This window comes from Neobacillus nitrireducens (genome assembly GCF_030915405.1).
GTDB lineage: Bacteria > Bacillota > Bacilli > Bacillales > Cytobacillaceae > Neobacillus.
Genome location: NZ_CP133262.1, coordinates 3,689,381 through 3,704,850, shown reverse-complemented (window position 1 = coordinate 3,704,850; position 15,470 = coordinate 3,689,381). Strand labels below are relative to the sequence as shown.

Below are 15,470 nucleotides of genomic sequence, written 5' to 3'. Positions count from 1 at the left end.
CTATTTTTCTTTTATACTTCGCTTCTTTAAAGTATAATAATGTCAGAATATGAATTTGGAGGAAATATAAGTGAAAACACCTTTTCGTCAACGCACCATTAATTTAATTTTGGCAAGTAGTATTACCCTTACTCCTTTTGCAGCTAATTTAGCGTTTGTGCCGAATACTGCTCACGCTGATTCAGGGATAGAACTTGTTACATTCCACAATGAAATTTTTAAAAAGCTTACTGCATCTGATATTGCTGACATTAAAGTATCCTATAATAATATTTCGAAGGTAAACTTCAACACAATTCTTGGAACTAGTTTAATTGAAAAAATTGACACCAAAACGGCTCCAGGGACAGCTATTAAACTAGCAACAGATTTCGTAAAGCTTCAATACATAAGTAATTCTGCAGACTTCCTTACAGCTTTAGATGCATTCAAGTCCAATTACTCGGATGAATTCACAAAGATTTTTGATGGAAAGCTATCTGTTGACCAAGCTCTTTCTTTATCTAGCACCTTTGAAGAAAACCTTAAAGCTCAATTAGTTGACTCATTCTTGAAACAGAAAAATTTGAGCTATGACCAAATTTTGAAAGCTGCGGTGGATTCAACCCTTACCGATGCAAGATTTGCTCAATTTGATGGCATATTCTCTCAAAAATTAGGAATCTCTGTGGCTAATATTCTTACTATGAAGACAAATGTGGATTCCATAGTTGACCCATCCAAGATGGCATCGGCTGCTTTATCATCAGGGTTAATCCGCAGTAAAGGCGGAGATATCTTTGGTGCTAGTACATATACTCTAGGAGCTACTTCTCCATCCTACAGTTTGAAAGTAGATTTGGGACTTGGATTAATGGATTTTACAAATAGCTTAAAGTGGAATACAAATAACACTTCGATTGCAACGCTCACTACTGGCAATAAACTAGTTGCCAAAAAGACAGGAAAAGTAAAAGTGGTCGGCTACTATTTGAACCAGCCAATCATTACCAAAGAAATTACAATTCTCCCGAAAAAAGATACAACGGCTCCTGGAATCCCAACTGTTTATTCAGTGGACAATAATGATAAAATAATCAAAGGGAAAGCTGAAGCTGGCTCTACGATTACTATTAAAAATGGGAAAACAACTGTTGCTATTGGAAAAACTGCCTCCAATGGGACTTTCAGTATTTCAATTAAGGTTACTCAAAAAGCTGGTTCCGTCCTTACTGTAACCGCTAAGGATGCAGCAGGGAATGAGAGTAAAGCTAAATCAATTAAAGTCCTTGATAAGACGGCTCCAACTACACCAACTGTTTATTCAATCGACAATAACGATAAAACAATCAAAGGAAAAGCTGAAGCTAATTCCTATATTACAATCAAAAACGGTAGCACAACAATTGCAACAGGAAAAACTACATCTAAAGGAACATTTAGCCTCAAAATTAAGAAAGCTCAAAAAGCAGGTTCTACAATTTATGTAACAGCTAAAGATGCAGCCGGTAACGTAAGCACAGCTAAATCAACCAAGGTCCTTGACCGGGTCGCTCCAGTTAAACCAAGCGTATTCTCTGTCGATTCGAATGATAAAGTAATCAAAGGGAAAGCTGAAGCCGGCTCAACGATTACTATTAAAAAGGGCTCAACTGTATTAGCATCTGGTAAATCTTCTTCTAAGGGTAATTTTAGTGTGAAAATCAAAGCCCAAAAGAAAGGTACCGTCTTGTACGTAACCGCAACAGATAAATCTAAAAATGTAAGCAGCCGGACCAAAGTAACTGTAAAATCTAATTAAATCTTATAAAATAGTAACCTTGTGATTGGGAAAGAGTGCAAGTCCGAAAAGGATCTTGCACTCTTTTTTTGATATAAAAAATACAAACAGTGACTGACACCGTTCCAATGCAATAAAAAAATCCCCCTTACCAAAGGAGGACTATCACATGACAAACTAGTGCTAATAACTACGTATAGCTGCAAAATTTATATTACCTATTGTTTTTTACTTACTTCTACCACGGCATAAACTTTCAATGCATTGTATTCTTCTGTTGAAAGTCTACTTAGGACTTTATTTTTAATCTCAGCTTTCTCTTGAGCTGTAACTCCACCTTGTGCCTCCTTAGCTAATGCACTGAGTTCCTCCATAGAAAACTTTGATAATAGAAATTTCATAACCTCTTCATTTGAACTGAATTGTAACCCAGATGGTTCAGCCTTTCCTGTAGATGGTTGTTTTGTTTCAGTATGGACCCTCTTACCTGTGGCGACAGTTGCGGTGGTAATTTCCTGCTTTTCACTTAAATCTGAATTGGTTGCTGAGGGCTGTTTTTCACTAGTTGTATTTCCATTCATTCCTGCAGTGTTATTGTTAACCATTCCCTTAATACCCTGATTAGCAGAAACATTTTTAAGCAGTTCACTTTTTTTACCTGTTCCAACTTCTTTTTCAATTATTTGCTGAATACTAGGATCCTTTAATAAATTATCATAATCTTCAGCCGTAATCTGACTCGCAAGTTCGTCTACCATTTTTTCAGAAGCTATATTCATCCCAATTTTGTAGCCAGCAAAAACAAGGACCAGCAAGATAATCACTGGTATCCCTACTACGATTCTTTTCATTTTCCAGAAGGGTCTTATCTTTTTATGTTTTATTTCTTCCATGACTGTCATTTATTTATCCCCTTTAAATGTATTCCAGGAAATCTATGTATCTTTTCTTAGGTACTAAAGGTATTTAAACTAAGCAACCATAAAAAATACTCAAAATTCATCATCTTATTGTACCATCTCCTCCCAATAAAAAAACACAATTTTTGACAAAATTCCTGCTTTTTCTACTAACCCCCTTAATTTTAAAAATTTTAAATATTTTTATTTTTATTTTTGAAGTTATCACAATATAACTTGTTTACTGAATCGAAATTAATTATTCGTTTGTTCTCAACCAGTTAGAAAATACCTTAGTAGAACACTTGATATACCAATATTATTTACCTTTTTTCTAATATTTTTACTTTTAAATTCTTTGTTCACATTGAAAATCGTCTATGTTACTATCAGAATGGCTATGGAATTGTATTATCATTAGAAGACGATAAATAAATAGATTAAGTCATCATACCTTCCATACCAATGGTTTTTAAAAAATTTAACTTTTCGAGGTGTATGATGAAGGCAATTGAATTTTTAGATACAGAAAACATGGAACTTTTAATGGAAATAGTGAATCTTAAAGCGAAACTAAGCGGGATTTATAATCAAACAGGTCCAAATAGCTCCGAATACATTACGCTTTCCATTAGACTAAATTTACTGATGAATAAATATTTCGAAGAAAAAGCCGGAAGTATAATCAATAACGAAAAAATATACGAAATGCAAATAAACTAATAGTTTAGATGACTCAGCCGGATCCTTTGGATACCGGCTTCTTATCATTCCAGGTACAACACCACTAATAATTACAAATAAGTACTGAAACACCGTATTTTAAGTGGTAAAATATGTATATATAAATAGATACATATACTCGAAAGGATTGAGTTAATTTCATAGTGAAAAACAGTGAGGCATAGGAAATGAGAGGGATTGGATGATGACCAAAAATAAGCTACTCCGGATGTCGAAGGTCCTTTCTTTGGTCTTTGGGATCTTCTTTCAAATTTATTGGTATAAAATCCTTAGGAAACCGCAAGCCGAGTGGGATAAACTTTGGGGAAGTTTCGGAGCACGGTTCAGGCAAACCCTGTTCGAATTAGAAGGCTTGCTCATCAAGCTTGGACAAATCCTAAGCACGCGTGCCGATTTGCTTCCTCCTTCCTTTATCAGTCAAATAGAAGATTTAACGGATAAGGTTCCCCCTTCCCAGTGGAGAGAGATTGAGAAAATTTTAGAAAAGGAATGGGGAAACTCACTTCACCAGCATTTCCAATCGATTGAAAAAACGGCCATTGCTTCTGCCTCCATTGGTGAGGTCTATAAAGGCGTGCTCCAAGACGGAACAAAGGTTGCGATTAAGGTAAAGCGTCCAAATATTGATTCGATTGTCCATACTGATTTCCGGATTTTAAGTATCGTTTTTTGGCTGGTTGATCACCTAGTTCCCCTTCCGAAAGGATTAATGAATTTTAAGGTCCTCTTTAAAGAGGTAAAACAAGTGATTGAACGAGAACTGGATTATTCAAAGGAACTAAACACCATTCTTACGTTTAAAGAGCGCTTTAAGGAGATGGATATCGTCCAAATTCCTGCGGTGTATGCTGAACTTAGTACCTCAAACGTACTAGTAATGGAGTGGGTTGAGGGATTACGTCTGACCAATAACGAGGCCATCAACCAATTACCGGTGAGTCGACAGGAATTAGCGCAAAGACTGCTGAAAGTATTTCTGCCCCAATGGATGGAACCTGGTACATTCCATGCAGACCCCCATCCAGGAAACGTCCTTGTATCGAAGGAAGGGAAAATTATTTTACTAGACTTCGGAATGGTAGGAGAGCTTTCTAAAAAGGATGCAGGATATTTTCAAGGCTTAATCGAAAGCTTTCTTGCAAAAAATTATCCGAAGGCTGTGGAATGCTTATTTCAATTAGGAGTATTACTCCCTGAGGCTGAATCTAGAACGATCGAACGGATCTTAGCAGAATTCATCACCTTCCAGCCTGCTCATCTAAAAGAAATGGACCTTCTGGCATTAAAGTTGGAAATTAACGATTTGATTCAATCTCTGCCCATTCAAATTCCGACCCGTTTTGTCTTTTTAGGACGGTCGGTTGTAACCATTGAAGGGATTATCCGCAATTTGGCACCGGAAGCGGAACTGCTGGAATTAGGGAAACCAGTGTTTATGGAGTGGTTAAATACACAAGGGAATAATAAATGGTTATTTGTCTGGCAGTGGCTTCAATCACAGCCTGTCTTTAAAATCTTCCATTCAGTAAACGAATTTCTAAATGCACCGCAAAAAATGGAACAATTAAAGGAAGTCGAACAAAGACGGCAATTCCATTTTACTATGTATGAAAATACGAAAAAGCAGTTATTTCAATTGACCCTGTTTGGATTTATCGGAATAGCAGCTGGGATCTATTCCGCACACGATCTTATCTGGGAGATATCAGCTGGAGTAGCTGCTGCCGGCTGTGTTGGATATTTTATTTGTTGTTATCGGCTGAAAAAATGGATGAAGTACATGCATGAAAAACGGAGAATATAGGTGAATGTTACGTGGCAGCCACCAGAACAAAAGGCGCAAGCGCCCGTTCAGCGCCTATGGCCTGAAGACAATGAAAAAAGGGACAATTTTTGAAAATTGTCCCTTTTCTTATATGAAGTTTAAATCGCTTTCCGTTCTGTCATATCCTCTGCTTGAAGATTGGCAGGTACACGCTTATTAATTCCGAAAGCATAAAAGCTAATGGTCACAAGAGCTAGGAACACAATACCAGCAATCAGTGAAACACGAGTGTCTTCGTTGACCCACATACCGACAAGCACAGCTACAAGATAGGCAATTGTCACGTAGTTCGTAACTGGTGCAAATGGCATTTTGAACGGGTGGCTCGCCATTTTTGCCGCATGAACTTTCCTGAACTTTGGTTGGCTAATCAAGATAACAAACCAAGGAACCATCCCAGGAAGAACACTTGCAGCATAGACGTACACAAACAGTTTTTCTGGTGCAATATAACTTAAAATAACTCCAAAGCCAAGGCCGATTAATACTCCAATTGTACCGAATAAAGGTACCCCGTTACTTGAAACCTTCGCAAACACTTTTGGAGCTTGCCCATTGATTCCAAGCGTATAAAGCATACGCCCTGCGCTGTAGATACCGCTGTTACAGCCAGATAACGCTGCCGTGATAACAACAAAGTTAATGATTCCAGCTGCAGCTGTAATACCGATTTTTGCAAAAGTTGCTACGAATGGGCTTCCAATCGCATGCAATTGATCCCAAGGATAAACAGTAACAATAACAAAGATGGCGCCAATATAGAAAACGAGGATACGCCAAATGGTACTTTGAATCGCGTTTCTAATTGTTTTCTGTGGATCCTTCGCTTCACCAGCTGTAATACCGATAAGCTCTACACCTTGATAAGCACCAACAACAAGTGCTAGGGCAAAAAGGAATCCTTTCACTCCGCCAGTAAAGAAGCCGCCATTTTTCCATAAGTTTGAAATGCCGATCGCGTCTCCGCCATTACCAAATCCGAAGAAAATCAGGCCGAAACCTGCAATAATCATCAATACAATTGTAACTACTTTAATTAAAGCAAACCAAAATTCGAATTCACCAAATGATTTTACAGAAATAAAGTTCGCTGCCCCAAGAATGACCATTGCAATAAGGCCAGGAATCCACGCAGGAAGATCTGGAAACCAATAATGCATATATGTGCCGATTGCGATAACCTCTGACATACCGACAACTACCCACTGGAACCAGTTGCTCCATGCCGTCATATATCCTGCTAGTGGATGGATATACTTATAACCGAATGTTGCGAACGAACCTGTACTTGGTTCCAAATAAAGCATTTCGCCCATAGCGCGCATAATTAAATATAGAAAAATACCTGTAATTCCATAAGCAAGCATTACGGATGGACCTGTCCAGCCTATCGTGCTGGAAGATCCCATAAATAGACCTACACCAATCGTTCCGCCCAAAGCAATCATCTGAATATGACGTGAACTTAAACCCCTGCTCAATTCCTTGTTTGCCATCAATATTTCCCCCTCTGTACTGTTTATTGTCAAATTGAAAGCAAAATGCAAATAATCACTTAGTTCAAAACTTTGTTGCGTAATGCTATCTTACAATAACATAATATTGCAAATCAGTCCACCCGAAAAATACATTTGTCTTTTCCGAAAGGATAGATTATAATAGTTTTATAGACGGAAGCTTATCCCTTTAATCAGTTCACAGTGATTAATAGGCGAATGCAAGCTCCTTAAAGGGAATGCCTAATTTCTCTGATAAGTTTTCCAGCATATCCTTTGTCATACGATCTAAGTCATATTGAGGATTGAAATCCCATTCCTCGCGTGCTGCAGCTGCATCTATGCTGTTTGGCCAAGAGTTTGCGATGCCTTGGCGTACAGGGTCAACACTGTATGAGATTTCGAATTCAGGAATGAATCTCCTAATGGATGCTGCAATTTGTTCCGGTTCAAAGCTCATGGCAGTAATGTTAAATGCGTTGCGGTGCTTCAATCTTGATGGATCAGCCTCCATCAATTGAATGATTGCATCAATCGCATCCGGCATATACATCATATCCATATAGGTTCCTTTACCAATGAAAGATGTATATTTCTTGTTCTTAAGAGCTTCATAGTAAATATCTACTGCGTAGTCAGTTGTTCCGCCGCCTGGAAGAGTCTTGTATGAAATCAGTCCAGGGAACCTTACTCCGCGTACATCTACGCCGTATTTGGTAAAGTAGTAGTCGCAAAGCAATTCTCCGGATACCTTGGTGACGCCATACATTGTACTTGGCCTTTGTACTGTATCTTGCGGTGTCATATCTGCTGGTGTTCCTGGTCCGAACGCAGCGATAGAGCTTGGTATAAAGAGTTTCAAGTTTAACTCACGGGAAACTTCAAGGGCATTCATCAGGCCACCCATATTCAGGTCCCATGCGAATTTTGGCTTTGCTTCTCCTACTGCCGACAAAAGGGCTGCAAGATGCATGAGAGTGTCAACCTCATATTTTTTGCAAATGCCAAGCATTGCTTCGTAATCCATTACATCAAGGATTTCAAATATGCCAGCTTCAATGACTGGATTGCCTTCAATATGGCGAATATCCGTTGCAATAACGTTTTCTGTTCCGTACATAACTCTGAGACGGTGTGTCAATTCAGAACCGATTTGGCCAAGACAGCCAGTAATAAGAATTTTTTTCATATGAAACCGGACCTCCTGAAATATCTTTTTCTATTATTCAATTGAAGCAATAATGATTTTATTCTTGGTGAAATTGTAAATTAGATTATAGACAATTCTTTACCTACTTTTTCATAGACTGCTAGAACCTCATCAAGCATTTCCTTGGTGTGCGCAGCAGTAGGCATATTTCTCACCCTGCCTGTACCTCTAGGAACAGTTGGGAAAGTGATTGATTTGGCATAAACGCCTTCTTCCATCAGCCTGCGTGAAAATAATTGGGTCAGATCTTCTTTTCCTATGATGCATGGGGTAATTGGTGTTTCGGAATGACCTATTTCGAAACCAAGCTTCTTTAAGCCTTCTTTTAGATATCTTCCGTTTTCCCAAAGCTTTTCAACTTTTTCTGTTGATTCGGTCATGATATGGATCGCTTCCATACATGCGGCCGCATCTCCAGGAGTCAATGAGGTTGAAAACAGGAATGGACGAGCACGGACTTTCAGCCAGTCAATCAGCTGTTCTGTACCTGCTACATATCCGCCTACGACGCCAATCGCTTTTGATAGTGTCCCAATCTGTAAGTCAATTCGGTCTGAAAGGCCAAAATGCTTAACCGTGCCAGCACCGTTACCCATTACACCAGAACCATGGGCATCATCCACATACGTGATTAACCCAAACTCATCAGCAATTTCGACGATTTCCGGAAGCTTTGCTACATCCCCATCCATTGAAAAAACTCCGTCTGTGATGTACATGACTTTTTCGTATAAACCGCTCTCCATTGTCTCTTTCGCTACTCGACGCAAATCGTCCATGTCTTGGTGCTTGACGCGGATAATTTTTGCTCCTGACAATCTGCAGCCATCAATAATCGATGCATGATTCAATTCATCTGAAAGAATGGCATCCTTCTTTGTCATTAGGGCTGATATCGCACCCATGTTACAATTGAACCCGGATTGGAAAGCAATGGCAGCCTCAGTATGCTTGAACTTGGCAATTGTTTTCTCCAATTCATTATGGATGGCCAATGTACCATTGATTGTACGGACCGCCCCGGCCCCCACACCATATTCCTCGATTGCCTCATGCGCTTTTTGCTTCATTCTTTCATTATTGGCAAGGCCAAGATAGTTATTGGATGACATATTGATTAATGATTTGCCATTGATGGTAATGATAGGTCCATTGGGTCCTTCTACAGTATCAATGACATTGTAGAGGCCGTTTTCCCGCAACTCATTCAGTTGGGGTGTTAAAAAATCTGCTAAAACCCTTTTTGCCAAAACAATTCCTCCTTTAAAATTACCCCTCAGCTTCTTCACATAACCAGCTCGTGATGTTTGGAACATAAATTAAATATTGAAAAATTTGGAACCGTTTTCATGTTAGTGGAAAAAAATTTTCGTTCATCTCGAAAATGACTACCGCAATTCTTTCAATCCTACTTTTGAGCGCATGATGTTACTATGGAATAGGAAGTGTAATAATAAACTAGTTAAGTTAATCCTCCCCTCACCCATTTTAAGATGAATAGATTCATATATTTCAGTGTAATCTTATAATTATGTTGGAAAACTGTCAATACTATTACAAAAAACTAATCATTCAGACAATACCTTTTAATTTAAAGAACCTAGATCAATGAAGGGTTTCTTTTTTTTGCTTTAAATTACTTCCTATATTTACCGTATTTTTTCCAAAAAGACAGAGAGATAAATTTATATAGACAAATAACCTCACCCAACTAATCCACATATGTTAAATTATTGAAGAAAAAATGGAGGTTAAGCAGATGGTGATTCATGTTGTCCGGAGCGGTGAAACGCTTTGGCAAATCGCTGCTCGGTACAAAGTCAATATGAATGGAATTGTTCAATCAAATGGGCTGCAGAACCCAAACCAGTTGTTAGTTGGCCAATCACTAGTTATCCCGGTGCCCGGGACAACACACATTGTTAGGTACGGGGAAACGTTATGGTCGATTTCACAGCAATACGGGGTGGAGATAAACTCGATTATTCAGGCAAATCAACTGACCAATCCTTCGCTTTTATACCCAGGCTCAAAACTAATCATCCCCGCGCGGGTCCACGTGACGGTGGCCGGGGAAACATTATCGAAAATTGCCAACCGTTACGGTGTCACCGTCCAAGCAATTATCGACGAAAATCAAATTCAAAATCCAAACCTCATTTATTCAGGTACACGGCTAACGATACCGATCAAGAAACCTAGCATTGAAGTTAATGCCTATACCTATCAACCGGATCAAGCTGCGGCTGATACGGTTAAGGAACTTAACCATTTGCTCACCTATATTAGTCCCTTTGCTTACCTAATCAATGAAAATGGCGATCTTAATCCCGCCAAAGATGAGTTAACCATTCAATCGGCAAAAACAAATAATGTGATCCCGATGATGTCGGTTACGAACTTTACCTCATCAGCGGCCGGCTCAAATGTTGCTCATACCCTATTGTCGAGTCCCGATTTACGTGAAAAGGTACTTTCAAATATGCTTCGGATTATGGATGAAAAAGGGTATAAGGGCGTAAACATTGATTTTGAAAATGTCTTACCAGCTGATCGCGAAAATTACAATCTCTTCCTCCAACTAACCGTCGACCGCCTTCACCCAAAAGGATATTTTGTTTCAACGGCCCTTGCTCCCAAGCAAAGTGCTACCCAAGCAGGGCTCTTATATGAGGCACATGATTATGAAGCACATGGTCGAATTGTCGATTTTGTCGTCCTAATGACGTATGAATGGGGATACCGGCTCGGTCCACCACAGGCAATTTCTCCTCTCAATCAAATGAGGAGGGTCGTGGAATATGCACGGACCGTAATGCCGGCAGAAAAAATATTCTTAGGGTTTCAAATTTATGCCCGTGATTGGCTCCTTCCTCATGTCAAAGGACAAGAGGCGGAAACATTTAGTACCCAAGAAGCGGTTGCACGTGCGATAAAATACGGTGCAGCGATTCAATACGATGAAACCACCCAATCGCCATTTTTCCGCTACGTCGATGAAAAAGGCCGTGGACATGAAGTATGGTTCGAAGATGCAAGAAGCGCTCAAGCAAAGTTCGATCTGGCCAAGGAATTTAATCTCCGTGGCATCAGTTACTGGGCATTAGGCTATCCGTACCCATCAAACTGGTCGTTACTGGCTGCCAATTTTAATATAAAAAAATGAGGTTTATGAACAATCAGTTCCTAGCGCGAACTGATTGTTTTTTACGTTTTTACCTAAACGATGTGGTGGGAAATTGACAAATCTCGTCGATTTCCTACAGGATTCCTTTTCAACCAAACGTTTGATTAAAAGTAACTCCAGCCCATGATAAATAAGACTTCATCCCTCTCATTTGTTAAATTTCTTGTTGAAAGATGGACGAAAAATAGGACCTTTTTGAGAGGAACCTCTTTATGTTACCATCGACCACTCTTTTCCTGCTGCTCGGTCACTTAAAACCCCTTTAAGTTACCGTACTCTCCTTTTTCTTCCTGCACGGTCACATAGAACCTCAACACAACAAAAGGCTAATTTAAACCTCACTCTTTTAATTCATCCGACATATCTTATTATAATAAGACAAGTTATGGAGGGGATGATGTGAAGAATTCTGAACACCTTGATGATGTTAGAGGGGATATTGAGGAGAAAATAATTTGTTCCATTAATAATATAAGGAAAATTAAGAGGAAGGCTATGAAACTTAAGGTTCTAACAATAATCTTTTCATTTTTCATCACGTTCTTATCCAGTACCAATCTTACCTACATCGGGCTGACTGAACAAATGACCAATATATTAATCGCATTATGTAGTGCGCTAATTCCTGCCTTGATTGCCTACGAGGGGATTATTGCCGATTCGAAATTAATCAAACAACAGACGATTACACTCCATCGACTTACAGAATTAAAGCATGATATTAATTTGTGGCAAATGGAAGAAATGGATGAAGACCATCTGGACCTTAACAAAGTCAACCAAATTCAAAAAAAATTCGATGATATTATTAAAAGAGAACTTTTATGAGTATCCCCATAGCTAAAGCTAGGGGTTTTGAGAGATTAGGCAAAAGCCACATTGTCTTTACTACCACTCGGTTTATAACCTGGGGCAATCCTATGAAAAAAGAGTATTCGAGGCAAGATGTCAGAAAATATACAAATTTAACACGAAACAAAGCAACATCCCCTTGCGTTCTACGAATATCTTTGATTATATTATTATGGGAATATTTTTTTTTTGTGGAATTTTTGAACTTTTTCTATTGTTATATATTCTTGCATAGGCGGGTAACAACTATGGTATTTGACGGCATCATTATTTCGTTTATAGTAGGGTTTCTTCGAAAAGGGAATCTACGAGCTCTGGCACAGCTAAAGCTAAAGTGGGGATGGATTTTCCCTCTCCTATTGGTTGTTGAACTAGCGATTTTTATGCTCCAAAATGATTATAAATTTCTGGGACAGGTAAGCGGATATATCTACATTGTGGTATATGTCCTCGGTTTGCTATTTTTATTTATAAACCGAAATAACCCAGGATTTACTCTCATTCTAATTGGTGTATTTCTCAATTTTTTAGTCATGGTGATCAACGGCGGAAGAATGCCGGTTTCATTGGAAGCAGCTGCCATTTTGGATCCCGAATATATTAAAGTCCTTAAAGAAAGCCTATACGCCAAGCATACGATGTTAACGTCTTCTACATATCTTGGATTTTTGGGCGATGTTATTCCCATCACAGACCCCTATCCACGAACGCAAATCATCAGTATCGGTGATATCGTTATGAATATTGGAATCTTCTTTTTCATCCAACATCTCATGGTTCATCATCCAGTTTCCAAAAAGAGTAAATACAGACCCGTCTCCTTTAGAGGAGGTGAAAAGGGATGAAAAATGAACAAAAAAAAGGGATTAAATTAACTGGAATTTTATACAATGCAATCATTATCGGTTCTATCATTATTGCTTTAACTTCTGGATTTAAATTAGTTTAAGAGTAAAATGGTAGGGAGAAGTAATTTTTTTACTTCTCCTAAATTTATTTATGAGAGTGATGAGTATGCGTATTCTAAAGAAACCTGCAAATATATACCTTTTTTTAATTTCGGGCTTAGGGATTTTATTCTTTACTGTCTTGATTAAAATCCTACAGTACTCTCAAATGGATTGGATTGTTATTTTTGCTTTTTCCGGTTCCATTTTATTGCTTAATTACTACACCATACTGATTCCTCCAAAGGGTAACTCCCTTTCTATGGATTCTTCTATTTATCTAGCAAGTCTTTTTTTGTATGGATTAAATACATCATTACTTGTTTTATTCATACATTCCATTGTATTTGCGTTATTCCAGCGAAAAATCGCCTGGTGGAAACATCTATTTAATTTCTCAGTTTATTCCTTAATGATCATTTGTTCCTATTATGCTTTTATGTTTACAGATGGCTCCACTGGACCAATCAGTGTCGATAACATCCTTCCCTATTTACTTTCTTTTTGCACCTATTTTGCACTAAATCTACTATTAGTTGGGATCTATTTCATATTGGAAGCAACAGAAAACCTCGTAAACTTTTTTAAGGCTATTATTAAGGAGACAACGGCCACATATATTAGTACACTTGTGCTTTCATTAGTCCTAGTCATTTTAATGAAACCCGAAAAATTATTTGGTTTAACTCTCTTCACCTTTATTGCCTTTTTATTGTCTTTAGCATTTAAACAGCATTTTAACCTATTTAAAGAGATTTCTGAGAAGGCAAATAAAGATTTCCTTACTGGTCTCAATAACCACGGTTACTTTAAAGAAATTTTGGAAAAGGAAGTAGCTCTAGCAAAGGAAACGGATCAGCCTTTAAGTGTGGTTATCCTTGATATCGATGATTTTAAAAAATTTAATGACTTGTACGGGCATATTCAAGGCGATCATCTGCTTCAGGAATTTGGTGCCATTTTAAAAACCGAGTCCGACGCGGCAAATTTTATCGTTGCACGCTATGGCGGCGAAGAATTTTCGATCATCATGCCCAACACCGATTGTAAAACCGCTTATTCGTTCATGAATGAATTACGAAAGAAAGTAAATGACACCTACTATATTGGGGTGGAACGTCTCCCGTACGGCTGCTTGTCCTTTTCATCTGGGATTGCCGAATGTGAAAAGGAGACCTACAATATTTCTGAACTTCTGAACAGAGCAGACCAAGCCATGTACGCGGCGAAAAACCAGGGGAAGAATCTTGTCCAAATCTATAATGAGCATTCTGAATATTCCGTTCATCGCTTACTTTCACTTGAAAAGGAGCTGGAGGAAGCGGAGTTTCAATTAAAGATCTTCCTTTCAAAAGATGTCTATACTTATCGCCACAGTAAACGGGTCTACCAATATGCGGTTGATTTTTCACGGATCCTTAACTTAAGTGTTCATGAACGCAAAACGCTGATTCTTGGAGCTCTTGTCCATGACATTGGAAAAATAGAAATCCCGCGGGAGATTTTAAATAAAAAAGGAAAGCTTGAGTCTGATGAATGGGAATGGATGAAGAAGCACGTAACTTATGGAAAAGAGATCATTTCAACGAATAAGAAATTAGAAGACTTGATTCCGCTAGTTGAACTCCACCATGAACGCTATGACGGGAACGGCTATCCATATGGCTTAGCAGGAAAATCGATTCCCAAGCTGGCGCGAATTCTCTGTGTGATCGATTCCTTTGATGCAATGACAACCGAGCGTCCTTATCAAAAAACAAAAACCTTCCATGAAGCGATTGCTGAATTGCGTGATTGCTCTGGAAAACAATTTGATCCTCAATTCATCGAACCGTTTATAGCCATGATCATGGCGTTTGATAACTCTGGGCATGAACGGAAAAATGAGCCTGTTCTAGTAAACGGCTGACAGGAGGCATTGAGAATTAAGACAATAACCCAAGCCAGGCTAACCGCGTGGCTTTTTTAGGTTTTATTGGGGTGGTAGGTAAGAGAAAATGGGAAGTGGCCGATAAATTACTCAAACTACTTAATAAGCTGGCCGGCATTCACAAACGGTAACTTAAGGGGCATTGCTTCAATTTTTAACACACCAATCCAATCATCTATTTGTGTTATGATGATACTAAATATATGTAGGGAGAGATGACTGCGGTGATTCATTATACAGAACTCCATCACGTTAGTCTTACCGTTACCAATTTAGAACGAGCCAAGCATTTTTATAGCAACATCTTATGTTTAAAGGAAATCGGGCGTCCGAATTTTGACTTTCCTGGTGCTTGGTACGAAGTGAACGGTCAACAGCTTCATCTAATCGTTCTTCCTACCTCTCAAACCATTCGCCAAGACAAACGTCTGAGCAGCAGAGAAGGTCATTTTGCGCTGAGAGTGAGAGATTACACGGAGACGTTGGATTGGTTAAAGAAAATGAACGTCGAACTATTGGAGAAACCTGATAGCATAAGTGGCTTTGCACAAATATTCTGTGCCGACCCAGATGGCAATTTAATTGAACTTAACGTCGATCGAAACGACCAAGGTTAAAAAG

13 protein-coding genes are annotated in these 15,470 nt (G+C 38.6%); 8 read left to right on the top strand and 5 right to left on the bottom strand.

Annotated features, from left to right (window positions below; translation table 11 throughout):
• Positions 1-70 precede the first annotated feature (70 nt).
• Positions 71-1,780: an Ig-like domain-containing protein gene (locus RCG22_RS17935; RefSeq protein WP_308104035.1), complete on the top strand. Its 1,710-nt coding sequence runs from the start codon at positions 71-73 to the stop codon at positions 1,778-1,780.
• Positions 1,781-1,977: 197 nt separating this feature from the next.
• Here the strand turns inward: RCG22_RS17935 and RCG22_RS17930 are convergent, their stop codons facing one another.
• Positions 1,978-2,661: a hypothetical protein gene (locus tag RCG22_RS17930; protein WP_308104034.1), complete on the bottom strand. Its 684-nt coding sequence runs from the start codon at positions 2,659-2,661 to the stop codon at positions 1,978-1,980.
• A 495-nt stretch (positions 2,662-3,156) separates the two neighbouring features.
• On the opposite strand from RCG22_RS17930, the gene RCG22_RS17925 reads away from it, so the two are divergent.
• Together RCG22_RS17925 and RCG22_RS17920 are read left to right on the top strand one after the other, a co-directional pair.
• A complete protein-coding gene (locus tag RCG22_RS17925) occupies positions 3,157-3,381 on the top strand; it encodes a hypothetical protein (RefSeq protein WP_308104033.1) in 225 nt (74 codons plus the stop codon).
• Positions 3,382-3,583: 202 nt separating this feature from the next.
• A complete protein-coding gene (locus tag RCG22_RS17920) occupies positions 3,584-5,206 on the top strand; it encodes an ABC1 kinase family protein (protein ID WP_308104032.1) in 1,623 nt (540 codons plus the stop codon).
• Between the two features lie 119 nt (positions 5,207-5,325).
• On the opposite strand, the gene RCG22_RS17915 is transcribed toward RCG22_RS17920, so the two are convergent.
• The 3 genes from RCG22_RS17915 to RCG22_RS17905 form a co-directional block, all read right to left on the bottom strand.
• Positions 5,326-6,723 carry an amino acid permease gene (locus tag RCG22_RS17915; RefSeq protein WP_098264076.1) on the bottom strand — a complete coding sequence of 466 codons (1,398 nt, stop codon included), beginning with the start codon at positions 6,721-6,723 and terminating at the stop codon, positions 5,326-5,328.
• 208 nt (positions 6,724-6,931) lie between these two features.
• Positions 6,932-7,912: an L-threonine 3-dehydrogenase gene (locus RCG22_RS17910; RefSeq protein WP_308104031.1), complete on the bottom strand. Its 981-nt coding sequence runs from the start codon at positions 7,910-7,912 to the stop codon at positions 6,932-6,934.
• A gap of 80 nt (positions 7,913-7,992) precedes the next feature.
• Positions 7,993-9,183: a glycine C-acetyltransferase gene (locus RCG22_RS17905; RefSeq protein ID WP_308104030.1), complete on the bottom strand. Its 1,191-nt coding sequence runs from the start codon at positions 9,181-9,183 to the stop codon at positions 7,993-7,995.
• Positions 9,184-9,692: 509 nt separating this feature from the next.
• Between RCG22_RS17905 and RCG22_RS17900 the strand changes: the two genes are divergently transcribed.
• The 4 genes from RCG22_RS17900 to RCG22_RS17885 all read left to right on the top strand — a co-directional run bounded on the left by RCG22_RS17900 (position 9,693) and on the right by RCG22_RS17885 (position 14,828).
• On the top strand, positions 9,693-11,099 hold the full coding sequence (locus RCG22_RS17900; protein WP_308104029.1) for a LysM peptidoglycan-binding domain-containing protein: 1,407 nt from the start codon (positions 9,693-9,695) through the stop codon (positions 11,097-11,099).
• Positions 11,100-11,519: 420 nt separating this feature from the next.
• Positions 11,520-11,948 (top strand): hypothetical protein, encoded by a 429-nt coding sequence (locus RCG22_RS17895; RefSeq protein ID WP_308104028.1) that lies wholly within the window; start codon positions 11,520-11,522, stop codon positions 11,946-11,948.
• 272 nt (positions 11,949-12,220) lie between these two features.
• Positions 12,221-12,817, top strand: coding sequence for a DUF5317 domain-containing protein (locus RCG22_RS17890; protein WP_308104027.1), 597 nt, complete (start codon positions 12,221-12,223; stop codon positions 12,815-12,817).
• A 163-nt stretch (positions 12,818-12,980) separates the two neighbouring features.
• Positions 12,981-14,828 carry a bifunctional diguanylate cyclase/phosphohydrolase gene (locus RCG22_RS17885; protein ID WP_374049478.1) on the top strand — a complete coding sequence of 616 codons (1,848 nt, stop codon included), beginning with the start codon at positions 12,981-12,983 and terminating at the stop codon, positions 14,826-14,828.
• Positions 14,829-14,944: 116 nt separating this feature from the next.
• On the opposite strand, the gene RCG22_RS17880 is transcribed toward RCG22_RS17885, so the two are convergent.
• A complete protein-coding gene (locus RCG22_RS17880; RefSeq protein ID WP_308104025.1) occupies positions 14,945-15,082 on the bottom strand; it encodes a hypothetical protein in 138 nt (45 codons plus the stop codon).
• Here RCG22_RS17880 and RCG22_RS17875 point away from each other — a divergent pair.
• Positions 15,074-15,466, top strand: a complete 393-nt coding sequence (locus RCG22_RS17875; RefSeq protein ID WP_308104024.1) for a VOC family protein — start codon at positions 15,074-15,076, stop codon at positions 15,464-15,466. The two genes, RCG22_RS17880 and RCG22_RS17875, sit on opposite strands and share 9 nt — an antisense overlap.
• The last annotated feature ends 4 nt before the right edge of the window (positions 15,467-15,470 follow it).